The organism is Streptomyces sp. NPDC007896 (assembly GCF_042959425.1).
Taxonomy (GTDB): Bacteria; Actinomycetota; Actinomycetes; order Streptomycetales; family Streptomycetaceae; genus Streptomyces.
The window spans coordinates 1-22,039 of the sequence record NZ_JBIBKX010000019.1; the positions used below are offsets into that span (position 1 = coordinate 1).

At 72.4% G+C, this 22,039-nt stretch carries 24 protein-coding genes, 1 tRNA gene and 1 riboswitch; of the genes, 12 read left to right on the forward strand and 13 right to left on the reverse strand.

Annotated elements, in window-relative coordinates:
- Window positions 1–195: 195 nt before the first annotated feature.
- From ACFZDJ_RS43205 to ACFZDJ_RS43240, 8 genes are all read right to left on the reverse strand, one after another.
- Window positions 196–1,065, reverse strand: a complete 870-nt coding sequence (locus ACFZDJ_RS43205; RefSeq protein ID WP_391067557.1) for an alpha/beta fold hydrolase — start codon at window positions 1,063–1,065, stop codon at window positions 196–198.
- 104 nt (window positions 1,066–1,169) lie between these two features.
- Entirely contained in the window at window positions 1,170–1,742 is a 573-nt protein-coding gene (locus ACFZDJ_RS43210; RefSeq protein ID WP_390928797.1) for a flavin reductase, read from the reverse strand.
- Window positions 1,735–2,217 (reverse strand): type II toxin-antitoxin system RatA family toxin, encoded by a 483-nt coding sequence (locus ACFZDJ_RS43215; protein WP_099919462.1) that lies wholly within the window; start codon window positions 2,215–2,217, stop codon window positions 1,735–1,737. The genes ACFZDJ_RS43210 and ACFZDJ_RS43215 overlap by 8 nt, the downstream gene beginning before the upstream one ends.
- A gap of 50 nt (window positions 2,218–2,267) precedes the next feature.
- Complete coding sequence (locus tag ACFZDJ_RS43220; RefSeq protein ID WP_390928795.1) at window positions 2,268–3,581, reverse strand: aminotransferase class III-fold pyridoxal phosphate-dependent enzyme; 1,314 nt, start codon at window positions 3,579–3,581, stop codon at window positions 2,268–2,270.
- Window positions 3,578–4,732, reverse strand: a complete 1,155-nt coding sequence (locus tag ACFZDJ_RS43225) for an SDR family oxidoreductase (protein ID WP_390928793.1) — start codon at window positions 4,730–4,732, stop codon at window positions 3,578–3,580. The genes ACFZDJ_RS43220 and ACFZDJ_RS43225 overlap by 4 nt, the downstream gene beginning before the upstream one ends.
- 209 nt (window positions 4,733–4,941) lie before the next feature.
- Entirely contained in the window at window positions 4,942–6,075 is a 1,134-nt protein-coding gene (locus tag ACFZDJ_RS43230) for an acyl-CoA dehydrogenase (RefSeq protein ID WP_390928792.1), read from the reverse strand.
- A 108-nt stretch (window positions 6,076–6,183) separates the two neighbouring features.
- Window positions 6,184–6,915, reverse strand: coding sequence for a hypothetical protein (locus ACFZDJ_RS43235; RefSeq protein ID WP_390928790.1), 732 nt, complete (start codon window positions 6,913–6,915; stop codon window positions 6,184–6,186).
- 228 nt (window positions 6,916–7,143) lie between these two features.
- Window positions 7,144–7,971: an SAM-dependent methyltransferase gene (locus ACFZDJ_RS43240; RefSeq protein WP_384912633.1), complete on the reverse strand. Its 828-nt coding sequence runs from the start codon at window positions 7,969–7,971 to the stop codon at window positions 7,144–7,146.
- A gap of 174 nt (window positions 7,972–8,145) precedes the next feature.
- On the opposite strand from ACFZDJ_RS43240, the gene ACFZDJ_RS43245 reads away from it, so the two are divergent.
- Window positions 8,146–8,919 carry a TSUP family transporter gene (locus ACFZDJ_RS43245; RefSeq protein ID WP_390928789.1) on the forward strand — a complete coding sequence of 258 codons (774 nt, stop codon included), beginning with the start codon at window positions 8,146–8,148 and terminating at the stop codon, window positions 8,917–8,919.
- A 21-nt stretch (window positions 8,920–8,940) separates the two neighbouring features.
- Window positions 8,941–9,687 (forward strand): cobalt-precorrin-6A reductase, encoded by a 747-nt coding sequence (locus ACFZDJ_RS43250; RefSeq protein ID WP_390928787.1) that lies wholly within the window; start codon window positions 8,941–8,943, stop codon window positions 9,685–9,687.
- Window positions 9,688–9,763: 76 nt separating this feature from the next.
- Here ACFZDJ_RS43250 and cobF read toward each other — a convergent pair whose 3' ends face one another.
- Together cobF and ACFZDJ_RS43260 are read right to left on the reverse strand one after the other, a co-directional pair.
- A complete protein-coding gene (gene cobF, locus ACFZDJ_RS43255; RefSeq protein ID WP_391067560.1) occupies window positions 9,764–10,534 on the reverse strand; it encodes a precorrin-6A synthase (deacetylating) in 771 nt (256 codons plus the stop codon).
- A 91-nt stretch (window positions 10,535–10,625) separates the two neighbouring features.
- A complete protein-coding gene (locus ACFZDJ_RS43260) occupies window positions 10,626–11,153 on the reverse strand; it encodes a DUF309 domain-containing protein (RefSeq protein ID WP_391067563.1) in 528 nt (175 codons plus the stop codon).
- 100 nt (window positions 11,154–11,253) lie between these two features.
- Between ACFZDJ_RS43260 and ACFZDJ_RS43265 the strand changes: the two genes are divergently transcribed.
- Window positions 11,254–11,327 (forward strand) — tRNA-Pro (locus tag ACFZDJ_RS43265).
- A gap of 79 nt (window positions 11,328–11,406) precedes the next feature.
- On the opposite strand, the gene ACFZDJ_RS43270 is transcribed toward ACFZDJ_RS43265, so the two are convergent.
- A complete protein-coding gene (locus tag ACFZDJ_RS43270; RefSeq protein WP_390928781.1) occupies window positions 11,407–12,099 on the reverse strand; it encodes a methyltransferase domain-containing protein in 693 nt (230 codons plus the stop codon).
- A 233-nt stretch (window positions 12,100–12,332) separates the two neighbouring features.
- Between ACFZDJ_RS43270 and ACFZDJ_RS43275 the strand changes: the two genes are divergently transcribed.
- The 6 genes from ACFZDJ_RS43275 to thiD all read left to right on the forward strand — a co-directional run bounded on the left by ACFZDJ_RS43275 (window position 12,333) and on the right by thiD (window position 18,885).
- Complete coding sequence (locus ACFZDJ_RS43275) at window positions 12,333–12,686, forward strand: SH3 domain-containing protein (RefSeq protein ID WP_391067566.1); 354 nt, start codon at window positions 12,333–12,335, stop codon at window positions 12,684–12,686.
- 550 nt (window positions 12,687–13,236) lie between these two features.
- Window positions 13,237–14,469 (forward strand): alanine racemase, encoded by a 1,233-nt coding sequence (locus tag ACFZDJ_RS43280; protein WP_168513793.1) that lies wholly within the window; start codon window positions 13,237–13,239, stop codon window positions 14,467–14,469.
- Window positions 14,470–14,485: 16 nt separating this feature from the next.
- Window positions 14,486–15,385, forward strand: coding sequence for a dioxygenase (locus ACFZDJ_RS43285; protein WP_391067569.1), 900 nt, complete (start codon window positions 14,486–14,488; stop codon window positions 15,383–15,385).
- A 14-nt stretch (window positions 15,386–15,399) separates the two neighbouring features.
- On the forward strand, window positions 15,400–16,482 hold the full coding sequence (locus ACFZDJ_RS43290; protein ID WP_391067811.1) for an iron-containing alcohol dehydrogenase: 1,083 nt from the start codon (window positions 15,400–15,402) through the stop codon (window positions 16,480–16,482).
- A gap of 65 nt (window positions 16,483–16,547) precedes the next feature.
- Window positions 16,548–16,642, forward strand: a riboswitch (TPP riboswitch).
- Window positions 16,632–18,035, forward strand: coding sequence for a cytosine permease (locus ACFZDJ_RS43295; protein ID WP_390928775.1), 1,404 nt, complete (start codon window positions 16,632–16,634; stop codon window positions 18,033–18,035). It overlaps the preceding riboswitch by 11 nt.
- Window positions 18,036–18,078: 43 nt before the next feature.
- A complete protein-coding gene (gene thiD / locus ACFZDJ_RS43300; RefSeq protein WP_391067572.1) occupies window positions 18,079–18,885 on the forward strand; it encodes a bifunctional hydroxymethylpyrimidine kinase/phosphomethylpyrimidine kinase in 807 nt (268 codons plus the stop codon).
- 67 nt (window positions 18,886–18,952) lie between these two features.
- Here the strand turns inward: thiD and ACFZDJ_RS43305 are convergent, their stop codons facing one another.
- On the reverse strand, window positions 18,953–19,816 hold the full coding sequence (locus ACFZDJ_RS43305) for an NAD(P)H-binding protein (protein WP_391067575.1): 864 nt from the start codon (window positions 19,814–19,816) through the stop codon (window positions 18,953–18,955).
- An 89-nt stretch (window positions 19,817–19,905) separates the two neighbouring features.
- On the opposite strand from ACFZDJ_RS43305, the gene ACFZDJ_RS43310 reads away from it, so the two are divergent.
- Both ACFZDJ_RS43310 and ACFZDJ_RS43315 read left to right on the forward strand, forming a co-directional pair.
- Window positions 19,906–20,613, forward strand: coding sequence for a TetR/AcrR family transcriptional regulator (locus tag ACFZDJ_RS43310; protein ID WP_384912662.1), 708 nt, complete (start codon window positions 19,906–19,908; stop codon window positions 20,611–20,613).
- Between the two features lie 217 nt (window positions 20,614–20,830).
- The gene (locus tag ACFZDJ_RS43315; protein ID WP_391067578.1) at window positions 20,831–21,163 is read left to right on the forward strand and encodes an SCO0607 family lipoprotein; all 333 of its coding nucleotides are present in this window, start codon (window positions 20,831–20,833) and stop codon (window positions 21,161–21,163) included.
- 34 nt (window positions 21,164–21,197) lie between these two features.
- Here the strand turns inward: ACFZDJ_RS43315 and ACFZDJ_RS43320 are convergent, their stop codons facing one another.
- Complete coding sequence (locus ACFZDJ_RS43320; protein ID WP_391067581.1) at window positions 21,198–21,524, reverse strand: hypothetical protein; 327 nt, start codon at window positions 21,522–21,524, stop codon at window positions 21,198–21,200.
- Between the two features lie 180 nt (window positions 21,525–21,704).
- Between ACFZDJ_RS43320 and ACFZDJ_RS43325 the strand changes: the two genes are divergently transcribed.
- The gene (locus tag ACFZDJ_RS43325) at window positions 21,705–21,929 is read left to right on the forward strand and encodes a hypothetical protein (RefSeq protein ID WP_180362196.1); all 225 of its coding nucleotides are present in this window, start codon (window positions 21,705–21,707) and stop codon (window positions 21,927–21,929) included.
- The last annotated feature ends 110 nt before the right edge of the window (window positions 21,930–22,039 follow it).

A 22,039-nucleotide genomic window follows, 5' to 3' on the forward strand; every position in this document is an offset into this window, starting at 1 on the left:
AAGCCCCCCCGGGCGGGGGGGGGGGTTTCCGCCTCACGCGGCCTGTGTTGTTGCGGCCGGGGTGTCGGGGCCGGGGGCGGGGGTTGGGCCCCCCCCCCCCCCCGGGGGGGGGGGGGGGGGCCCCCCGGGCCCCCCACCACCCCCTCCCTTTCGTCCATTGCGTCGTCGTACGGGTGCTTCGTCGATGTACGGGACTCAGTCGGCCAGCGCCTTGAGCGTCTCCCGCACCACGATCGGGTCGTACGGCATGGCCAGGTGGGTGGTCCGGTTCTGCGGGGCGAGGAGTTGGAGGCAGGTATTGGTGACCGGGTGTTCCGGCCTGGCGGGCTTCAGCTGCTGGGCCTCGGCAGGCTGGACCAGCTCGTCCCGGGTCGACCAGATGACGGTGTAGTCGACGCCGTCCACCGTGTCGCCCGGAGCCACCAGCTCACCCACGAACTCCGAGTCGTGCAGCAGTTGGGTGAAGGCCGGGCTGATGCGGAAGAGCACCTGGTCCTCCACGACGGCCTGAACGCCCGGGACCTGGCGGACCAGCTTCGTCAGGCCCGCCACCTCGACCCCGTGGTTGCTGGGCGCGATCCCGACGACACGGCGCACCTTCCCGGCCCCGCCGAGGTACTTGAGGTAGTAGTGCGGGAGCATCCCGCCCTGCGAGTGGCCCACGAGGTCCACCTTCGACGCCTTGGTGTCCACCAGCACCCGGTCCACGAAGTCCGCGAGCTCCTGGGAGGACTTGCGCATGTCGCCGAGACCGTACAGGCGGGGGAGCGTGGGCAGTTCACCGTAGTTGAGGCGGAAGATGCGGTGCCCGGCCGTTCGGAGCGCGGGCGCCAGCTTCCGCCAGACGGACTCCCGGTCGCCGAGCGTGCCGTGCACGAGGACCACCGGGTGCGGACGCTCCGGTGTCGGGGGCAGGCCCCAGTCGTCCGTCTCGGGGTCGCCGTCGAGTCCGGCGATCAGCCGGTGCGCGGCGGACTGGGCGTTGCCGGCCAGCCGCTCGGGCGTCCTGAGCAGTTCGGTCGCGGCGCTCTCGGAGTTCACGCCGGGAATGCGGGGCAGGGACATGGGGCCTCCTAGGCCTCGGTCGTGTGTACGGAGTGGTCGTGGATATGCGGGAGGCCCGGCCGGGGCGAACCCCGGCCGGGCCTCCGTCCTGACTTCCGGTGGGCTCAGTCGGCGGTCGCCGCGGGCAGCGCGTGGAACGCTCGGTCGTGCCAGAGCAGCGGCCGTCCGCCGTTCACCTCCACCGCCATCACCCGTCCGACGACGGCGTGGTGATCCCCGTACGGTCGTACGTCCTCGACCAGGCACACCGACCACGCGAGCGCGTCGACGAGCACCGGCAGACCGAGCACCCGGCGCACCGGGCTGCCGTCGAACCGCCTGGCGGGCGGCACGGAGGAGTCGGCGAAGAGTTCGGCGACCGATCTCTGATGATCCGTCAACACATTTACGGCGAAGGCACCTTGCTCCCGCAGGGCGGTCAGTGTGCGGGAACTGCCGCGCAGACACGCGAGGACCAGTGGCGGCCGCGCCGACAGGGAGGTCAGCGCGGAGACCGTCATCCCGGTCGGGCCCGCCCCGTCCAGTGCCGTGACGACCGTGACGCCGGCCGTCAGCTTGGCGTAGAGACCGAGACAGCGGACCGTGTCGGGGCCGGGCTCGTCCCGCAGGGGGTCCCAGCCCGCGGCGGACGGGCCGTCGGGACGGGGCTGGCGGGGGACGAGGGTGAGGTCAGCCATGCGCGGGGGCGACGCTGTCGGCGAGTTGGGCCGGGGTGGGCGTGACCCTGCCGAGCAGCCCGCGCAGGATGCGCTCGATGTTGCTGCGCAGCGTCGAGTCGGCGACCGGATCGAGGAGTTCCGCCAGCGTGGGGATACCCAGGTCGAAGACGGCGTCGAAGGTCACCGCCGTACCGTCCTCGCCGGACGCGCACCGCCAGGTGCCCTCGAACAGCTCGAAGTCGCCCGTGAGCTGGGTGAAACCGATGGTCCGCGTCTTCGGGAAGAACGCGTCCCGTTCCGACCAGCGCATCAGACCGTTCCTGAAGCGCACGGTCCAGTCCGACACCACCGTGCCGTCGTCATGGGGCGGATGGACCACGACCTCGCGGACGGTCTCGGTGACTTCGGGATACCGGCGGAAATCACGGATCCGCTGGTAGGCGGTCTCGGGGTCGACGTCGTGGGCGGTCAGCCGTACGGTCACGTGACGCATGGGAGGTGTTGCCTTTCCACGGTAGGGACGGGTCGGCGGTAGCGGACGGGTCAGCCGATGTGGGCCGCGACGACGCGCAGGGCCTCGGTCAGGGCGGTGAGGAACAGCCGTACCTCCTCCTCGCCGACGATCGCGGGCGGTGTCAGCCGCAGCACCCGGGTGGCGTTGAGGGAGTGGTTCACGAGGACGCCGCGCCCGACCAGTTCGAGGATCAGTTCACCCACGGCCTGTTCCTCGGTGAACTCCAGGCCGATCAGCAGCCCCCGGCCGCGGACCTCGCGCACCAGGCCGCCGGTGTACGGGGCACAGGCGGCCCGGACGCCCGCGAGCAGTCGCTCGCCCAGAGCCTTGGCACGCGGGACGACGTCCTCCCGGTCCAGGGCCTCGACCGCGGCGAGCGCGGCGGCGCAGGCGATCGGGGAGGCCGCGAAGGTGGAGGTGTGCAGATAGGGGTCGCGGGAGAACGGCCCGTAGGCCGCCGCGGTCGCGACCATCGCCGCGACGGGCACGACACCGCCGCTGAGTCCCTTGCCGACGAGCAGTACGTCGGGCTGTGGGGGCAGGCCACCCTCGGCGTCCATGCCCCACCACGAGCCCAGCCGGCCCAGGCCCGTCTGGATCTCGTCGATGATCAGGAAGGCCCCGTACGTCCGGCACAGCCGGCTCACCTCCGCCAGATGGCCCGGCGGTGGAATGCGTACGCCGCCCTCGCCCTGCACCGGCTCGACGATCACGCAGGCCCGGCGGCCGAGTTCGGCGAGCGTGGCTTCCAGCGCGGCCGTGTCCCCGTACGGGATCGCCGTGCTGTCCGGCAGCAGCGGCCGGAACGGCTGCTGGTACTTCGGGTTGGCGGTGGCGGTCAGCGCGCCCAGGGTCTTGCCGTGGTAGCCGCCCACGGTGGAGACGAGGGCGGTGTGGCCGTGCGCCCGGGCCAGTTTCAGACCGGCCTCGGTGGCCTCCGTGCCGGAGTTCACGAAGTGGACGTGGTCGAGGCCCGGCGGGGTCCGTGCGGCCAGAGCCTCGGCGGCGAGGGCCGCGACGGGCTCCAGGAAGACCCGCCCGGCCAGTGGATGGGTGTCCACCTGGCGGTGCACGGCCGCGGTCACGTGGGGGTGTCGGTGCCCGAGGATGAAGACCCCGTACCCGCCGAAGTCGAGGTAGCGGCGGCCGTCCTCGGTGAACACCCACGCGCCGTCGGACGCCGTCTCCAGCATGCCGCCGAGCACCGTGCCGAGGACGGAGCGGCCGGAGGAGAGGTGCTCGCGGTAGAGCAGGGCGATGTGCGCGCGGTCCGTGGCGGGGTCGGCGGCCGGTGTCACGGATTCGGTGTCCGGCGCCACGACGTGGGCGGGGGCCGCCGTCATGACGCCAGTTCCTGCGTGTGGGTGGCCTGCGAGGGCTGGGACCTCGCCGCCGTGTCCTGGGCGGGCCCCGGACGCAGATGGGTGCGCATGCCGCCGCGCCCGGTGGACCAGGCGGCCAGGTTGCGGACCAGCGCCCGCCGGAGGTCGTCCTTCGAGAGGGCCGTGCCGCAGTGCGGCGACCCGAGGGACGATTCGAAGGGGAGGGCCCGCTGGAAGACGAGCAGTAGTTCCGCGTACGTCTGGAAGCGGCGGCGCAGCGACTCCGGGAACGTGGGGCCCTCGATCAGCGGCAGGAGCAGCCGGTGCACCGACTCCAGCGGAATGAGCCGGGGCGGATGCGGACGCGGTCCCCACTGGTCGGCGAACTCCAGGCAGGTGTCGACCACTTCACGCTGGAGCAGGGCCTCGGCGCCGGCCGTCAGCCAGTACTCGCCGCCCGTGACACCGGCCCTCACCAGGTCACCCACCGCGCGCGCGACGATGTCCTGGGGCACCATGTCGATGCGTGCGTCCGGTGCTCCCGGCAGCACCGGCACCTGCCCCTTCACGATGGCGCCCAGTGCCCGCGTCAGCCCCTGCATCCCGGCGATCCGGCCGGTGACGGAGTCACCCATCACCACCGACGGGCGCATGATCACGCCCGGTACCGGGGCGTCGCGCACGACCTGTTCGGCCGCCGTCTTGGAGGCGAGGTACGCGGCGGCACCGGGGAAGCGCTCCTGCTCCTCCGGCGCCAGCGGGTTGGCGACGAAGGCGGTGCTCATGTGGAAGAACGGAGCCTCGGCACGGGCGGCGAGGTCGAGCATCGCGATCGTGCCGTCGAGGTTGGCCCGCCGGATCCGGTCCGGCTCCGCCTTCCAGTTGGTGGCGGCGGCGGAGTGCACCACCAGGTCCACGTCGGCGATGAGCTGGGTGAAGTCCGCCTGGGCCAGGCCGAGTCCGGGTTCCAGCAGATCGGCGCGGACCTCACGGACCCGGTGGTCGTTCACTGGCGTGCGATGGCGCAGGCAGACGATTCCGAAGTCCGGCGACAACTCCTCGATCAGGGCTCTGCCGAGTACCCCGGCGCCGCCGGTGAGCAGAATCGTGGGGCGTTTCGCGGGCGGTTGCGGGCTGGTCGGAGCGCTGGGCCGGGGCCGGGACAGAGGCATGGCGGTGATCCCCTCGGTCGAGTGAGCGTTGGTCCTGCCGGACGGACGGGCGGGCGGGTGTCCTGGCGGGTGGGTGTTCGGGTGCTGGGGTCTTGTGCGCGCCGGGCGCCTATGAGCTCGGTTCTTGGTGTTCGGCGGCGACTGCGGGTTGTTCGTGGCTCGTCGCGCCGTTCCCCGCGCCCCTGTGGGACGCTCCTGGCGGAGTCGGATCAGGCGATGGTCAGCGGCTCGTCGGCGAGGTACGCGGACAGGGGGCCGGTCATCCGCGAGCGCGACGGCGGGTGCAGGGCGAGGCCGTTGGCGCAGGCGGCGAGGTATCCGACCTCGTCCGAGGTCATGAAGTTGAGGCCGCCGAGCAGTTCGACGGACCGGGGCACGATCCGGGCGAGGGCGTCCTGCACGGTGTAGCGCGCGTAGAGCGAGTCGGCGAGCGCGGACTCGTCGGGCGTGTCCTCGTCCACCCGGCGGGCGAGACCCTCGACCGTCGCCGTCGCGCCCTCGATCTCCACCAGCAACCGGACCCGTTCGGCGTCGGGCACCCGGTCGTTGAGCAGCACCCGCTCGACGAGGGCGCTCGCGGCGCCGAGGTAGCTGCCGGTCATCAGCAGCTCGAACCAGACCAGGCCGGCGGTCTGCACCTCGTCGAGACGGGCCCCGGCCGGCGAGGCCGTGCGCACCAGGAGTTCCTTGGGGACCAGGACGTTGTCCAACGTCACCTGGTCGCTCTCGGCGCCCGCCAGGAAGGTGCTCGACCAGAAGCCGCTGACGCTCAGCCCCTCGCTCTCGGCGGGAACCAGCGCCACGGCCAGTTCCTCTCCGTCGCCCTCCTCGCACGGCACCATCACGCTGGCGGTGAGCAGATCCATGGAACGGGCGAGGCTGCACGGCCGCTTCACGCCGGTGATCCGCACCCCTTCGGGCGTCACGGTGGCGGACATGGAGGGCGACAGGATGCCGGTGCCGCTGCGTCCTTCGGCGAAGCCGGACGCCATCAGCCGGTTCTCGGACGCGACGCCCTGCACGAGCATCCACTCCAGCCCCTCGCCGGAGTCGCTCAGCCCGACCAGCGTGGCCATCGAGAAGTGGTGCATCGTCGTCGCCACCGCTAGCGAGGGCGAACGGCTGCCCAGCGCACGCTGCACCCGAAGGGTCTCCAACGCGGTGGCACCCCGGCCCTGGAAGGCGGTCGGGGCCAGCAGACCCGGCCCGCCCGCCTCCCTGAACAACCCGATGCCGGGGCTCTTCGGCCCCTCCAGTGTCATCAGCGGTACGGCCCTCAGACTCTCGTCGAGGCCGGGCAGCAGTTTGGCGAGGGCCGCGCGCTCACGCTCCAGGAATCTCATGTCGTCCCCTGCTCCTTGATCCTCAGGTGTCGCCGGCAGCGTCGTTTCTGTTTACGCGCGAACCGGCGGAACCCCTCGGGGCAAAAAGGATGTTGGAGCGTTCCAGGGTCAGTGGTTCGGCTGCCGGGCCGGGTCCCGTACGACGACGAGGCGGGTGGGTCTGGCCTGGGTCAGTTCCACCCAGCGGGCGAGTTCCTGCTCGTGCGAACCGCTGCGTGTCGCCCGCGCCACGACGGTCGCCGCCGCGTCGTCCGGGTGGCCGCCGCGGGTCAGGAGACTGAGCGGCCAGGTGGGCTCGGAGGGCTCCTGACCGTCGAACGGGTGCCAGTCCCACGGCGCGTCGAACCGCCAGGCGCGCCCCGCGGCGTCCGCGACCTCGTCACCCGCCACGAGGCAGGCGTACGGACGCAACAGCAGGTCGAGGGCGATCGGGATCCCGTCGTCGGGGGCGATCCCGTAGCCCTGCCACTCCAGGTCGGGATCGTGCGACTGTCCCGCGCGCAGCACCATCACCTGCGTTCCCAGACGCGGGAGACGTCCTGTCTCCAGCGGTGGATCCATCCGATCGACGCTCATCACATGCACCACCGTGGGAGGGATGCCGACCTTGCACACCGCGCCGACCTCGAGGTGTTGGGGCGGCGGCTCGGTGCGGAACAGCTCCAAGTCCCAGTCGTACGAGGCCGGATCGCCTGCCAGGGCCACCTGGCCGTTCCACTCGATCCAGTCGCACTCCGGGTCCACCTCCCACCACGGCCACTCGACGACCACTTCCCGTCGGGTGAGACGGGTGACCCGTGCGTCGGTGTACGGGCACGAGACCAACAGGACATCCCCCACACGGTGATCCGCTCCCACAGCCCGCCTCCCGCTTCCCCGGTCGCCACCGCCCGCACGGTACAAGCTCAAGGTCATCGCCGGTCTACCGGGATCCGTGGTCCTCGTCGAACTGTCCGTTCACCAGGGAGGCTTGCGCGACGGCCTGCCTTTGTTCAGGGGGCAGTCGCCGACATCGGGCGCGGCGGTGGGATCGCTCTGGGCCGGGAGCGGGGCGGGTGTGCGGGTTCCTCAGGAACGGGGGGACTTGAAACCGACCGCGCCGTACAGCGGGACGGGCGCGTCGTCGATCTCGTCCTGGTCCTCGTCCAGCGCGAGCTCGGGATGCCACTTCGACACCGACACCACCCCGGGGTCGGCGAGGTCGAGTCCCCGGAAGAAGCGGCTGACCTCGGTGTGCGAGCGGGCCACGAGGGTCACGCCGCCCGCCGCGTACGCCGCGACACCGGTCGCGACCGTCACGGGGTCGTAGTCGCCGGTCAACGCGGACAGGACCAGACAGCTGCCCGGCGCCAGCGTGTCGACCAGGGTGTCCACCAGGTCGTACGCGCCGTCCTCCTCGGCGATGAAGTGCATCAGGGCGATCAGCGACAGCGCGACGGGCCGGTCGAAGTCGAGGACCTGGGCGGCCTGTTCGAGTATCTTCCCCGGTTCCCGCGCGTCGGCCTGGATGTACTCCGTCACGCCCTCGGGGGTGCCGCGCAGCAGGGCCTCGGCGTGGGCGAGGACGATCGGGTCGTTGTCGACGTAGACGACCCGCGCGTCCGGGGCGGCGGCCTGGGCGATCTGGTGGAGATTCGGCTCCGTGGGGATGCCGGTGCCGATGTCGAGGAACTGGCGGATGCCGGTCTCCCGGACCAGCCAGCGGGTGGCGCGCTGCATGAACCAGCGGTTGCTGCGGGCCGAGCGGGGAGCGCTCGGGTCCGTGGAAATGATCCGCCGCCCGAGTTCCTCGTCGACCGGGTAGTTGTCCTTGCCGCCGAGGAACCAGTCGTACATCCGTGCCGGGTGCGGCCTGCTGGTGTCGATCCGCTGGGCGGAAGGCCCGGTCGCGGTCATGCGGCACTCCTCTGCTCACGCTCGCGTTGATGTTCGAGCAGTCTGCCACGGGAGTTGGGCCGGGCGGGGGGATTCTCCGGGGCCCCGACCCATGGGTCCGTCCGCCGTCGCAGGGGTCACCTGGCGAGACGGTCCTTACGTCAGGACATGCGTGCGCCTAGCATCGGTTCCCGCATGAACACGATGACGCTCTGGCACATATCCATCTGGGAGTTCGCCGCGCTCGCCGCCGCGGCCCTGCTCGTCGGCTTCTCGAAGACCGCCGTGAGCGGCGCCAACACGGTCAGCCTGGCGATCTTCGCCGCCGTGCTGCCTGCCCGCGCCTCGACCGGCGTGCTCCTGCCCCTCCTCATCGTCGGGGACGTGCTCGCCGTGCTCACCTACCGGCGGCACGCCCACTGGCCCACGCTGTGGCGGCTGTTCCCGGCGGTCGCCGCGGGTGTCGTGTTCGGCACGCTGTTCCTGGTGTGGGCCGACGACGGGATCGTCCGGACCTCCATCGGCGCGATCCTGCTGCTGATGGCGGCGGTGACGATGTGGCGCCGCCGGGCCGCCGCCCAGGACGAGGAACCCGACTCGGTCTCGACCCGGGCCGGCCGGGTCAAGGCCCGCTCGTACGGCGTCCTCGGCGGCTTCACCACGATGGTCGCCAACGCGGGCGGGCCGGTGATGTCGATGTACCTCCTGTCGGCCGGCTTCCGCAAACTCGGCTTCCTGGGCACCTCGGCCTTCTTCTTCCTGATCGTGAACGTCTCCAAGGTGCCCTTCAGCGTGGGCCTCGGGCTCATCGACTGGCATTCGCTGCTCCTGGACGCGGCACTCGCGATCTTCGTCGTGCCGGGGGCGCTCCTCGGTAAATGGGCCGTGCACCGCATCAACCAGACCCTGTTCGAGCGGCTGGTCATCGCGGCGACCGTGGTGGGCGGGGTACAGCTCCTGCTGCGCTGACCACCTCGTAGGCTCGACGCCATGTCCCCCCACGTCCTGGTCCTCGGCGGCACCACCGAGGCACGCCGACTCGCCGCCGAACTGGCGGCGCGCCCCGGTGTCCGCGTGACGACGTCCCTGGCGGGGCGCGTCTCCCGGCCGGGGACGCTCGACGGGGACGTCCGCGTCGGGGGCTTCGGCGGGGCGGACGGGCTGGCGCGGTGGCTGCGCGAGCACCGCGTGGACGCCGTGGTCGACGCCACCCACCCCTTCGCCGCCGGCATCACGGCGAACGCGGCGCGTGCCGCCGCGGCCACGGGAATTCCGGCCGTGGTGCTGCGCCGCCCCGGCTGGGCCCCCGGCCCCGACGACCGCTGGCACTGGGCCGGCTCCCTTTCCGAGGCCGCCGCACTCCTCCCGTCCCTGGGCCGCCGTGTCTTCCTCACCACGGGCCGCCTGGGCCTGGCGGCCTTCGCCCACCTCTCCGAGCTCCACTTCCTCGTCCGTACGGTGGAGCCCCCCGAGCCGCCGATGCCCCAGGACATGGAAGTGGTGCTCACCCGGGGACCCTTCACACCGGACGACGAGAAGACCCTGCTGCGCGCACACCGCGTCGACGTGCTGGTGACCAAGGACAGCGGAGGAGAGGCGACAGCCGCCAAACTGACCGCCGCACGCGACCTCGCCCTCCCCGTGGTCGTCGTACGCCGCCCCCCGCTCCCGGCGGACGTGACCGCCGTGCCGGACGTGCCGTCGGCCCTGGCCCGGCTGGATCTCGGCCCTCGATGACGGAGGGGCCGGTCGGCTCGCCCCGCCGGACTCCGGTTCCCGGGATCGGGCGGGGCGACCCGCTCGGCAGATCCCGCTACCTGCGCGGATGTCTGCGCAGCAGATACGTGTCCATGATCCAGCCCTTGCGCTCCCGCGCCTCGGCCCGCAGCCGCTCGATGCGCGGGGCCGTCTCGGCTATCGGACCGGAGGCCAGGATCTCGTCGGGCGTACCGATGTAGGCGCCCCAGTAGATGTCGATGTCCTCGTCGGCGTACTGCCGGAAGGTCTGATGGGCGTCGAGCATCACGACCACGTCGTCGACATCCTCGGGGAAGCCCTCCGCGAGTCGCCGGCCCGTGGTGATCTGGACGGGACGGGCCACCCGGTTCAGGCCGGTGCGATGGCGGGCGACCAGCGCGGAGACGCTGCTGATGCCGGGCACGACCTCGTACGTGAACGCCACCGCGCCCCGCTCCAGGATCTCCTCCAGGATCCCGAGCGTGCTGTCGTACAGCGCGGGATCCCCCCACACCAGGAAGGCGCCGCTCTCGTCCTCGCCCAGCTGCTCCGCGATCAGCCGCTGGTAGATGTCGGCGCGGGCACTGCGCCAGTCCCCGACGGCGGGGGAGTAGGCGGAGCCCCCGGCGGCCCGGTCGCGGTCCGGGTCGCGCGCCTCGACCAGGCGGTAGGACCCCTCCGGTATGTGCGTGTCGAGGATGTCACGGCGCAGCTGGACGAGGTCCGACTTCACCTCGCCCTTGTCCAGGATGAAGAACACGTCCGTGCTCCTCAGCGCCTTGACCGCCTGCAAGGTGAGCTGGTCGGGGTCGCCCGCGCCGATGCCGATGACATGAATCTTTCGCACACCCCGAGTCTGCCGCACGCCACTGACAGCGGACGCACCGCACCCGGCTGACGCCGCACGCACCGCGCGCCGATCGGCGCCACCGCACCCGTCAGTCCCGGCGCCCCCGCAGCCGGGGCGCCCACGCCACCGCGCTGATCGCGGCACCCTCACGCTCCACGACCGTCGCCAGCTCCCGTGCCCAGGAGGCGAGTTCGGAGAGGTCCAGCTCATGCGGACGGTCCCGGCCGTGCGCCCCCGCCGCCCACTCGTCGACCGCCCCGGCCCCGCGCCGCAGCAGCCGGGCACCGCCCGTCGTGTTCCCACGGGCCGCGTGCGTGAGCCCCACCGCGAGCTGCGCCAGCCCCCGCCAGAGCGCGCGCTCACCCTCGGGGCCCGACTTCCAGGCGTCCTCGAAGACCTCGTGCGCGTGGAACGGCTTCCCCGCGTCCAGCAGTGCCTGTGCCTCGGCGACCGTCTCCTCGGGGCCGCGGACGACTCCCTCCGGCTGCCGCTCCACGCCGTCGGCGCCGTATGGCAGCGGCCGTCCCAGTCCGTCCCGCGGCCGCGCGTTGCGCGCCCGCCCCGTCGTGTCCCGATCCCGCCCGTCGCCTCGCCGACCTCCGGATGTTGCGTTCATGCCCCGATTGTCTCGCGCTCCGCGCCCCCATCGGAGCAGCCCCCGGCGTGGGGTAAAGTTCTGTTCGCACGATCACGCGGAACACCGCGGGTGAACGCACCGGGACGTGGCGCAGCTTGGTAGCGCACTTGACTGGGGGTCAAGGGGTCGCAGGTTCAAATCCTGTCGTCCCGACTGTTGAAGTCGCGGGTAAGAGGCTGTATCGGACATTTCGATACGGCCTCTTACCCGTTTCCGGGGGCCGGCCGGGGGCTCAGCGGTAGTACGAGGCGACGCCCGGCTGGCCGGTGTAGTTGGGGCCGGCGTGCGGGTCGGCGCCGAGGTAGGCGAAGGGCAGGGTGACGGGGCGGCCGCCCCGCAGGCTGAGGCGGTGGTGGCGGGCCGAGTACTGGAAGCCGGCGGCCCGCAGTGCCGCCAGGACCGGCCGGGACGCGTCGCTGCCGTCCGGGCGCCGCAGCGTCGAGGGATCGAGCTGGGCGACCAGCAGACCCGTGCCGGTGAGCCAGGAGGCGGCCCGCTCCAGCAGGGCGAGCCGGTCGCCGATGTAGTGCAGTCCGTGGACGCAGGTGATGAGGTCGTAGCGGCGGCCCGGCGACCACCGGCCGAGATCCGCGGTGACGAGTTCGAGGCCGTCGGGCAGCGCCGTCCGGAGCAGCGGGCCGACCAGGTCCACGCCCGTGATGACGGCCTGGGGCAGTCGCCGCGCAGCCTCGCGGAGGGCGAGTCCCTCTCCGCTGCACAGGTCCAGCCAGGACGGGGCGGGTCCGTGGTCGTTCAGGAACTCGGCGGGGGAGAAGCCGAGTTCGCGGGCGTAGCTGTTGACGCCTGTCAGGACGCGTTCGCGGTTCATGGTGCTGTTGGCCACCACGGCATGGCCGGTCAGCTCGTCGTCCTTGACCAGCCCGGGTGGCGGTTGGGTTGTTGTCGGCGAAGTACCGTCGATCATCGCCCCATTGTGCGACAGGGCCGACGCGCCGCGGGGCCGCGCGGACGGACGCCCCGGCTTCGAACCGTGGCCCGCCCACGCGTACCGGCCTGTCGTGGGCGGACGTTTCGAGCGTCGTCGAAAGAAGTTCCGCCCCCGGGCGTCGACCCGGCAGGGTGGGCCTGGGAGTGACCGGGCGGGCCGCACGGCCCGGCCCGGGAACACGCCCGGACTCCACCACGGGGAAGGACCGCATGACCATGAGGATGAGGACCAAGGCGTTCGCCACGGCGGGCGTCGGCGCGCTGGCCACCGGACTGCTGCTGACCGGCGCGGCCGGGGCGCAGGCCGCGGCGGCGGGGCTGCCGTACGCCGTCACGCCGTATGTGAACGTCAACGTCCGCTCCGGACCCTCGACCACCACCGACATCACCGGGCACGTCGCCGCCGGGCAGCCGCGCGGCGCCTCCTGCTGGACCCACGGCGAGACCATCCGTGACAACGGCTACGTCAACGACGTCTGGGTGCGACTGGCGGAGGGCTATGTGAGCGCCGTCTACCTCAAGGGCGACCAGTACGGCGGCCTCCCGGCCTTCGCCACCTGCTGACCGACCCACACGCGGTGCCCGACCCCGACCCGGGGTCGGGCACCGCGCCGCGTTCGGGTGCCATCGGCCGGCCCCCGCACCGCCGGCCAGGTTCAGGATCCGCCGGGTCCGGGTGACGGGCCGCCACACCGCCGACCGCTCGAGGTGCCGAAGGATCTCCCACCGGGTAGAGATCGTGTGGGGCCTCGGGTATGGAGTCGCGGATCAGCATGATAGTGGGATGCCACAGGGCGCGGGCCTTGCGAGCGGAGGCGTCGGCGTGCCGGAGCACGGCGCCGCCGGTCTCCCGGTTCCCGGCCGCCGCGCCGAACCGGACGCTCGGTCGGTGCCCTCATGGTGCCCCGCCGGAGCCGACCGACCCCGCACGGGGAGCGCGTCGATCCGGCCCGGCACGGGGAGCGCGTCGATCCGGCCCGGTCGATTTCGGCGGCTGCCGTGGCACGTGTCATGTCCCCGACCGCCCGCGTCCGCCGGGCCGCTGCTCCGGTCCCCGTCCGCCGCCCTCGTCGCGTGCCGACGGTATCCTGCGCCATACGACCCGGAGTGCCCCATGAACACACCCTCACTCGCGGTGCGCGACCGCATCCTGACCCTGCCGCCCACGGAACTTCCCGCCTACGTGTACGACTTGGCGGCACTGCGCGCACACGCCGCGTCGGTGCGGGCCGCGCTGCCCGAGCGCGTCGAGCTGTACTACGCGACCCAGGCCAACCGGGAACCGGAGATCCTGACCGCGCTCGCCCCGTACGTCGACGGCTACAAGGTCTCCACCGACAGCGAACTGGCCCACGTCACCCGGGCGGCGCCGGACCACCCACTGGCCTTCGGCGGCCAGGACAAGACCCCGACGGAGCTCCTGGACGCGTTGGAGCGGGGCGTGACACGCTTCCTCGTGGAGAGCGAGTACGAGCTGTACATGCTGGCCGGGCTGGCCCAGCGGCACGCTCCGGACGGCCGGGTGGCGGTCCTGCCGCGCTTCAACCTCCCGGTGGCCGACCATGTGTTCGCCGACGGCGGCCGTAGCCGCAGAACCTCAGGCCTCGACCCGGCACAGGCGGACACGATCGTCGGCCTGCTCACCGACGGCAGCTACCCGAACCTCGAACTGCGCGGCGTCTACGCCCACTTGGCCAACGGCCTGCACGCCCCCGAACACCTCGCGGTGGCCGAGAGCGTCGTCGCCTGGACCGGTGAACTCGCCGCACGGCACGGCCTGCGCCTCACCGAGGTGAACGTCGGGGGCGGCATGGCGGTGGACTACGAGCACCCCGAACGCCGTTTCGACTGGCAGTCGTACGGCGAGGGACTCGCCCGACTCGTCGCCGCGCACCCGGAACTGACCCTGAGTGTCGAGCCCGGTCGCGCGCTGACCGCGTACTGCGGCTGGTACGCGAGCGAGGTGCTGGACGTCGAGCACGGCGCACACGAGGACTTCGCCGTCGTCCGCGGTGGCGCGGTGAACCTGCGCACGTCGGCGTCCAGGAGGCCCGACCAGCCGTGGCCCGACCAGCCCTGGTCCGTACTCGAAGTGGACGTGTGGCCCTACTCCTGGCCGCGGCCCGTGGTGCGCCGTGAACGGGTCACGCTCACCGGCCAGTTGAGCACCTCCAGGGACGTCCTGGTCCGGGACGTCCGGGCGCCGGGGCTGCGGGCCGGCGACCGTGTGGTGTTCTCCCTCGCGGGCGCCTACACCTCGTCCGTGCCCCACCGGGCGTTCGCCAGGTTTCCCGAGCCCGGCTTCCACTTCGTGGACCCGGGCACCGACGGCGATCAGTCCCGATAGCACCACGAGGAGCGGCATGACAGACGAATTGAACCGTTCGACGACGGCCGATGCCACGACCGACTTCACGCACGGCATCACCGACGCCGTCGTCGACAGCCTGCGGGGCACGGCCGATACGCGTCTGCGTGAACTGCTCGGCGCGCTCACCCGTCATCTGCACGACTTCGTGCGCGAGACGGAGCCGACGATGGCGGAATGGGAACGCGCGATCGGATTCCTGACCGCGACCGGGCAGCGGTGCACCGACACCCGCCAGGAGTTCATCCTGCTGTCGGACGTGCTCGGCGTCTCGATGCTCGTGGAGACGCTGGGCGGACGCCGCGACCCGGGTGCCACCGAGTCGACGGTCCTCGGTCCGTTCCACCTGACCAGATCGCCGATCCGCGCACTCGGCGCGAACATCGACCTGGTGGGCAGGGGCGAGCCGTGCGTCGTCAGCGGCCGGGTACTGGGCAAGGGCGGCACCCCGCTGCCGGGCGCGGTCCTCGACGTGTGGCAGGCCGACTCCGAAGGCTACTACGACGTACAGCAGCCGGACGTCCAGCCGGCCGGCAATGGGCGAGGACTGTTCACGGCCGACGCCGAGGGCCGCTTCTGGTTCCGCACCTGCGTACCGAGCCCGTACCCGATCCCCACCGACGGCCCGGTCGGTGAACTGCTGCGCGCCACGGCCCGGCACCCCTACCGCCCCGCCCACATCCACTTCATCGCCTCGGCCGAGGGCCACGCCCCGGTCACCACGCACATCTTCGTCGCGGGCAGCGACTACCTCGACTCCGACGCGGTGTTCGCGGTCAAGAAGAGCCTGGTCCAGGACTTCACGGAGACCGACGACCCGTCCCTGGCGGGGGAGTTCGGCGTCCCGAACCCCTTCCGCCACGCCCGCTTCGACCTCGTACTGGAACCGGAATGAGCACCATGACCGACATGAACACCCCGCTCGACTTCTCGTACGAGACCCGGCCCGCTCGGATCGTCTTCCGGCCCGGCGCCGCCGTCTCCGCGACCCCCGACGAGGCCGCCCGGCTCGGGCTGCGCAGGGTGCTGGTGGTCTGCGGCAGCAGAGGCGAGGACACGGCACGCGCGGTCGCGGACGCCCTGGGCGAGGCCTGCGCGGGGCTGCACGCCGAGGCCCGGATGCACGTACCCGTCGAGGTCGCCGACCGGGCCGTCGAGGCGGCGCGCGCGTCCGGCGCCGACGGGTGTGTCGCGGTCGGTGGCGGCTCGGCGATCGGCCTCGGCAAGGCGATCGCGCTGCGCACCGGCCTGCCCCTGATCGCCGTGCCCTCCACCTACTCCGGCTCCGAGATGACACCGGTCTGGGGACTCACCGAGCACGGCGCCAAGCGCACCGGACGCGACCCCGCCGTCCAGCCCCGCAGCGTCGTCTACGACCCCGAGCTCACCTTCTCGCTCCCCGTGCCCCTCACCGTCACCAGCGGCGTCAACGCGCTCGCCCACGCCGTCGAGGCCCTCTACGCGCCCGACGCCTCGCCCCTCGTCTTGCTCATGGCCGAGGAGGGCGTACGGGCGATGACACAGGCCCTGCCGCTGGTGGCCGCCGCCCCCGGCGACCTCGACGCGCGCGCCCGGGCCCTTTACGGCGCCTGGCTCTGCGGCGCCTGTCTCGGCGCCACCACCATGGGCCTGCACCACAAGCTGTGCCACGTCCTCGGCGGCACCTTCGGCCTGCCGCACGCCGAGACGCACACGGTGGTCCTCCCGTACGCCCTCGCCTACAACGCGCCCGCCGCGCCCCGGGCGATCACCGCGCTCTCGCGCGCCCTGGGCGGCACCGACGACGTCCCGCACGCCCTGCGGGCGCTGGCCGCAAGCCTCGGCGCCCCCCACGGTCTCGCCGAACTCGGCCTCAAGGAGACCGACCTGGCGGTGGCCGCCGAACAGGCCGTCGCACAGACGTATCCGAACCCGCGCGAGGTCACCGTGGAGGGTGTGCTGGCGCTGCTGACGGCGGCGTACGAGGGCGGGGAGCCGAGCGTCGGCGAGTAGGCCGCGGCGCCGTGCGGACCCCTCCCCCTGGGGCATACCGCGCCCGCCGGGCTATCCTGACCGCCGAACCGGACACGGGGTGCCCCGCACGAGGGCTGAGATCACACCCGTCGAACCTGAACCAGTTAGGACTGGCGGAGGGATGTCTCATGTCGTTGCCGTATGCCCGTAACGCTCGCGGCGAGGTGGCCGTCGGAGGCCCGCAGGGCGTTTTCGACGGGCGGATGCCCACCGCCCCGGGGGACCTGCACGTCGAGGCGCGTGGAATCGCCCCGGTCCCGGAGGACCACCGCTACGGCGGCCCCGGCCGTCTGTTCACCGTGTGGTTCGCCCCCAACCTGACCATGACCGGCGTGTTCACCGGCACCGTCGGCATCGCGCTCGGCCTGGACTTCTCCACCGCGCTCGCCGCCGTCGTGCTGGGCACCCTCCTCGGGGCGGTACCGACCGCGTACCTCGGCACCTGGGGGAGCCAGACCGGCGCCGGACAGCTGCCGCTCGCCCGCCTCGCGTTCGGCCGGGCCGTGGTCGTCCCCGGCGCCCTGCAGTGGCTGTCGTCCATCGCCTGGGACGCGCTGATCGGCCTCTTCGGCGGGGACGCGCTGGCCCAGCTGTGCGGCTGGCCGTTCTGGCTGGGTGTGCTCGTCATGATGGCGGCGCAGGGGGCGCTCGGCGTCCTCGGCTACGAGGCGATCCACCGACTCCAGACCGTGATGACCTTCGCCCTCGCCGCCGCGTTCGTGGCCCTGACCGTGAAGCTCCTGAGCGGCGCCCACACCACCCCCGCCGCAACCGCCCACGGCGCCGACCGGGCCGGGGCCTTCGTCCTGACCTGCACCATCGCGCTCAGCCTTGCGCTGTCGTGGGCCCCGTACGCGAGCGACTTCAGCCGCTATCTGCCGCGCACGGCGTCCCGCCCGCGCATGTTCTGGTACACCCTGGCCGGTGTCAGCGTGTCCTTCGTGGCCGTCCAGGCGCTCGGACTGTGGGGCGCGGCCGTCTTCACCGACCAGACCGCCCGCGGGGTCGACACCCTGCTCGGCGGGGGCGCCCTCGGCGCGTTCGGGCTGCTCGCCGTGGCCCTCGCCGCACTGAGCAGCAACGCCATGAACGACTACAGCGGCTCGCTCGCCCTGCAGACCATGGGCGTACGGCTGCCGCGCCCGGCCGCCGCCGCGCTGGCCGCCGTCCTGGGCTTCCCGCTCGTGCTGTGGATGCACGCCGCCGACACCACGGCCCGCTTCCAGAACGTCCTGCTGTTCGTCGGCTACTGGATTCCCGGGTTCGTCGCGATCGTCGCCGTCGACTGGCTCGCCCGGGCCAGGGCCCGCGGCGGCGCACCCGTCGACCTGGCCGCCGAGAGCGCCCGCCCGCGTCCGTGGTGGCCCGCGCTCGTGGCGTTCGTCGCCGCCTTCGCCGCCGCGGTGCCGTTCATGAGCACCAGCCTGTACGTCGGCCCCGTCGCGCATGCCCTGCACGGCGCCGACACCGCCTACGGGGTGGCGTTCGTCGCGGCCCTGCTGGTCTACGTCCCGCTGCGCCTGCGCCGCTGACCCCGCCCCCCTCTCACCCCCTTCGTACGGAGTGACACCCACCATGCCCGCGAACAAGCCGACCGCCCCGCCCCGCGTCCTGACCATCGCCGGATCGGACTCCGGGGGCGGCGCCGGCATCCAGGCCGACCTGAAGACCATGCTTGCGCTGGGCGCGCACGGGATGAGCGTGCTCACAGCCGTCACCGCGCAGAACTCCCTCGGCGTACAGGGAGCCTGGGAGCTTCCGGCCGAGGCGGTGCGCGCGCAGTACCGCAGCGTCGTGGACGACATCGGTGTGCAGGCCGTGAAGACCGGCATGCTCGCCTCGCCCCTGCTCGTCGAGACCGTCGCCAAACTGCTCTCGGACGTCGGCGTGCCCGTGGTGGTGGACCCGGTGAGCGTCTCCAAGCACGGCGACCGGCTGCTGGCGGACGACGCGCTGGACGCCGTACGGACCGCCCTGCTGCCCCTTGCGACGGTGGCCACCCCGAATCTCGACGAGACCGCCGAGCTGACCGGGATCAAGGCCACCGGTGAGCGGGACATGTGCCGGGCCGCGGAACAACTGCTGTCGTACGGGCCCCGCTGGGTCCTGGTGAAGGGCGGCCACCTGCCCGGCGAGGCCGTCGACCTGCTGACCGACGGCACCGAACAGCACTGGTTCCGGGCCCCGCGCCACGACAACCGCCATACGCACGGCACCGGTTGCACCCTGGCCTCGGCCATCGCGGTGGGGCTGGCACAGGGGCGGGCGGTGCCGGAGGCGGTGCGGCTGGCGAAGGAGTACGTCACCGGCGCGATCGCCGCGGGATTCGCCCTGGGCTCGGGCCTCGGACCGGTCGACCACGGCTGGCGGACGCGCGCCTGAACGCCGCGGGCGCGTCCGCACGGCGGACGAGGCCGTCGTCCGCTGCGACCGACGGGGAACCCGGACGTCAGCCGGTCGGCGTGATCGTTGTCTTCAGGACGTCCGCCAAGGCCGTCGTGGGGCGGCCGAGCAGGCGGCCCAGCGTGGGGTCGACCGGCGTGAACCGTCCCTGCCGGCTCGCGGCGAACAGGCCGAGGAGCAGGTCGGCGCCGGCCTCGGGCAGACCGCGGGCGAGCAGGCTCGCGCGGTAGTCGGCGTCGGAGACGACCACTCGGCGGACTTCGCGGCCGGTGAGCCGCGTGGCGATCGCCGCGATATCCGCCAGGTCGAGCGACTCGGGGCCGGTGAGCGCGGGTGTCGTCCCGTCGAGGCCCGCACCGGTGAGCGCGAGCGCCGCCGCCTCGGCGAGGTCGGCGTGGGCCGTCCAGGCGACCGGTCCGTCCTCCGGCGCGGCCAGCTCGCCCGTCTCGAGCGCGTGGCCCAGCAGCATCACGGCTGAGGAGGCGTAGAAGCCGTTGCGCAGCGAGGTGAACGGGACCCCGGACTCCCGGAGCGCCGCCTCGGTGGAGGCGTGGTCGCGCATCGGAGCGAAGGGAGAGGACGGGTCCGAGCCCATGTGGCTGGTGTAGAGGATGCGCTTGGCTCCGGCTGCCGCCGCGGCCTCGATGGCGGTGCGGTGGTGGTGGACGGCATCCACGCCGGTGCTGTCCGTCGACACGACGAGGACCTGCTGGGCGCCCTCGAAGGCGTCCGCGAGGCTCGCGGGGTCGCCGAAGTCGCCCTGGCGGACGCGCACGCCCCGGTCTTCGAGCTCTCGTGCCTTCTCCGGGTCGCGCACACTGACGCCGATCCGCTCGGAGGGGACGCGCTCCAGCAGCCGCTCGGTGATCAGCCGGCCGAGTCCGCCGTTGGCGCCGGTGACGATGATCATGACAACCTCTTCCCTGTTTCCATCGATAACGTGATGACGGTACCACTGGAAATTCTCATCGGTAACAGGATTCTGTTATCGTCGGAATCATGGAGAGTGAGGACGTCACCGCGGCGGACGGGCACCGTGAACGCATCGTCGCGGCCGCCGCCCGACTGCTGGCCGAAGGCGGGCCGGACGCGGTCTCGACCCGGGCGGTGAGCGCCGCGGCGGGCGTGCAGCCGCCGACCATCTACCGGCTCTTCGGCGACAAAGAGGGCCTGCTCGACGCGGTCGTCGCCCACGGCTTCACCGCGTACCTGACCAGCAAGACCGCGCGGAAACCCACCGATGACCCGGTCGAGGACCTTCGCGCCGGCTGGGATCTGCACGTCGGCCTCGGCCTGGCCAACCCGGCGCTGTACACCCTGATGTACGGCCGGTACCGCCCCGGCACGCCCTCGCCTGCGGCGCTCGCCGCCTTCGGGGTCCTCGCCGAGCACATACGGCGCGTCGCCGAGGCGGGCCGGCTGCGCGTCCCCGAGGACCGCGCCGCGGACCTCGTCCACGCGGCCGGCTGCGGTACGACGCTCACGCTCATCGCCACCCCCGAAGACCGCCGCGACCCGGAGCTGTCCCGCACCGCCCGCGAGGCGGTCATCGCGGCGATCGCCACGGACGCCCCCGCCGCGCCCGCACGCGGGCCTGTCGCGGCCGCCGTCACCCTGCGGGCCGTACTCCCGCAGACCGACGCCCTGACGGCGCCGGAGCGCGCCCTCATGGAGGAGTGGCTCAACCGAATCGCCGACCAGGCCTGAGGGCGACCCGGACTGAGGGTGGCTCGGCCTGGGAGCGACCTGGACTGAGGGTGGCCGGTTCGGCCTGGTGTGGCCCGGTCGGCGGGGGCGGCCGCCCCCGTGCCTACGCGGAATCGGGTAGGACGGCCCACCGCATCCGAGTACGCGTACTCATGATCGATTTCCTTGCCTCGCGCAGGCTGGTCCCACAAGCCGTCCAAAGGGAGCCATCGTGCGTATGACAAGCCGAGTTCACCGCCCGTCGTCCATGATCAGCAGTGGCCCGGCGCGGTCCGCCCTGGGCCTCGCGCTGGCCTGCGTGACCCTCGCGATGCTGACCGGCTGCTCCACCGAGGACGCGAGCTGCGGTGGTGGCGAGTACCCGGTCATGGCGGTGGGCAGCACCGGCAGCACCTGCGTGTCCAACGGTGACGAGCCGCCGAAGGGGTACGTCCGCTATCCCGAAGGGAAGGTCCCCCAGCACGTCGGCGACAAGTGGGACACCTACTGGAGCACCCACACCATCGACGAGAACGGCAAGATCATCAAGGCTCCCGACGCCGGGGCGTGACCACCGGCTGCTCGGCGACGCCCGGCCGCTTCGGTCAGGACTGGGCCATTCGGCGGTGCATGGGCGGTCGATCAATGATCTCGATGTACATGATCCGGCCGTCCACGACGTCCAGGATCAGCATGCCTTTCGAGGGCATGAGTGGAACACACCGATGGCCCGGGCCGTACGGCTGCCCCTGCGGATGATCTGCCGTTTGGATGCTCTGGCAGAAGTCGTCGCCGCAGCCGCACTCACCCACCAGGCGGACATCCCGCACACAGATGGCCAGCTCGCGTTCACCCTCCTCCTCCAGGAGGGTGGCCAGTTCGGCGACGAGGTCCGGGAAGACATCGCGAACGAGGGGGTGCTCCTGCTCCATGCGGGGAGGGTAGCCGCAGCGGTCGACCGGGCGCCGATCAGGGCCGTCCATCGCTGAACGTCACACGAGTGGCGGGTGGCCGTGCGCTAGAAATCGAACACGTGCTTGAATTCGGGTATGACGTACCCACACTTCCAGGGCCGGGATGCAGGCCGGGGCCGGAGAGGCGAGGCTGGATCCATGTCCGAACCGTTGCCTGTCATCGTGGCTCCGCCGAGTGACACCGGTGGCCGCCGAGTCCGAGTGCACGGCGAGAACCTCGGGTTGGCCTACAACCTGGAGGACCTGTCCGAATTCCTGCGACGCGCGGGTCTTGACGTGGACCCCGTGACCGCGGCGGTGTCCCCCCTCATCGACTGGCGCGGTGTCGGCCCGGAGTACTGGGGGCCCGAGACCCGCAGATGAGGGCGCCCCTGTGGCTGCTCCGTGTGGCCGCTTCGTGTGGCCGCCCCGCGCGGACGGCCACACGTGCAGCCGTCGTACGCACGTACGTCCGACGGTGCTGAGTGGTGCCG

Bases quoted from the DNA above. Each gene is read 5' to 3' on its own strand.
- ACFZDJ_RS43205 (WP_391067557.1), bottom strand. From the start codon at position 1,065: ATGTCCCTGCCCCGCATTCCCGGCGTGAACTCCGAGAGCGCCGCGACC.
- ACFZDJ_RS43210 (WP_390928797.1), bottom strand. From the start codon at position 1,742: ATGGCTGACCTCACCCTCGTCCCCCGCCAGCCCCGTCCCGACGGCCCG.
- ACFZDJ_RS43215 (WP_099919462.1), bottom strand. From the start codon at position 2,217: ATGCGTCACGTGACCGTACGGCTGACCGCCCACGACGTCGACCCCGAG.
- ACFZDJ_RS43220 (WP_390928795.1), bottom strand. From the start codon at position 3,581: ATGACGGCGGCCCCCGCCCACGTCGTGGCGCCGGACACCGAATCCGTG.
- ACFZDJ_RS43225 (WP_390928793.1), bottom strand. From the start codon at position 4,732: ATGCCTCTGTCCCGGCCCCGGCCCAGCGCTCCGACCAGCCCGCAACCG.
- ACFZDJ_RS43230 (WP_390928792.1), bottom strand. From the start codon at position 6,075: ATGAGATTCCTGGAGCGTGAGCGCGCGGCCCTCGCCAAACTGCTGCCC.
- ACFZDJ_RS43240 (WP_384912633.1), bottom strand. From the start codon at position 7,971: ATGACCGCGACCGGGCCTTCCGCCCAGCGGATCGACACCAGCAGGCCG.
- ACFZDJ_RS43245 (WP_390928789.1), top strand. From the start codon at position 8,146: ATGAACACGATGACGCTCTGGCACATATCCATCTGGGAGTTCGCCGCG.
- ACFZDJ_RS43250 (WP_390928787.1), top strand. From the start codon at position 8,941: ATGTCCCCCCACGTCCTGGTCCTCGGCGGCACCACCGAGGCACGCCGA.
- ACFZDJ_RS43260 (WP_391067563.1), bottom strand. From the start codon at position 11,153: ATGAACGCAACATCCGGAGGTCGGCGAGGCGACGGGCGGGATCGGGAC.
- ACFZDJ_RS43270 (WP_390928781.1), bottom strand. From the start codon at position 12,099: ATGATCGACGGTACTTCGCCGACAACAACCCAACCGCCACCCGGGCTG.
- ACFZDJ_RS43275 (WP_391067566.1), top strand. From the start codon at position 12,333: ATGACCATGAGGATGAGGACCAAGGCGTTCGCCACGGCGGGCGTCGGC.
- ACFZDJ_RS43280 (WP_168513793.1), top strand. From the start codon at position 13,237: ATGAACACACCCTCACTCGCGGTGCGCGACCGCATCCTGACCCTGCCG.
- ACFZDJ_RS43285 (WP_391067569.1), top strand. From the start codon at position 14,486: ATGACAGACGAATTGAACCGTTCGACGACGGCCGATGCCACGACCGAC.
- ACFZDJ_RS43290 (WP_391067811.1), top strand. From the start codon at position 15,400: ATGAACACCCCGCTCGACTTCTCGTACGAGACCCGGCCCGCTCGGATC.
- ACFZDJ_RS43295 (WP_390928775.1), top strand. From the start codon at position 16,632: ATGTCGTTGCCGTATGCCCGTAACGCTCGCGGCGAGGTGGCCGTCGGA.
- thiD (WP_391067572.1), top strand. From the start codon at position 18,079: ATGCCCGCGAACAAGCCGACCGCCCCGCCCCGCGTCCTGACCATCGCC.
- ACFZDJ_RS43305 (WP_391067575.1), bottom strand. From the start codon at position 19,816: ATGATCATCGTCACCGGCGCCAACGGCGGACTCGGCCGGCTGATCACC.
- ACFZDJ_RS43310 (WP_384912662.1), top strand. From the start codon at position 19,906: ATGGAGAGTGAGGACGTCACCGCGGCGGACGGGCACCGTGAACGCATC.
- ACFZDJ_RS43315 (WP_391067578.1), top strand. From the start codon at position 20,831: ATGACAAGCCGAGTTCACCGCCCGTCGTCCATGATCAGCAGTGGCCCG.
- ACFZDJ_RS43320 (WP_391067581.1), bottom strand. From the start codon at position 21,524: ATGGAGCAGGAGCACCCCCTCGTTCGCGATGTCTTCCCGGACCTCGTC.
- ACFZDJ_RS43325 (WP_180362196.1), top strand. From the start codon at position 21,705: ATGTCCGAACCGTTGCCTGTCATCGTGGCTCCGCCGAGTGACACCGGT.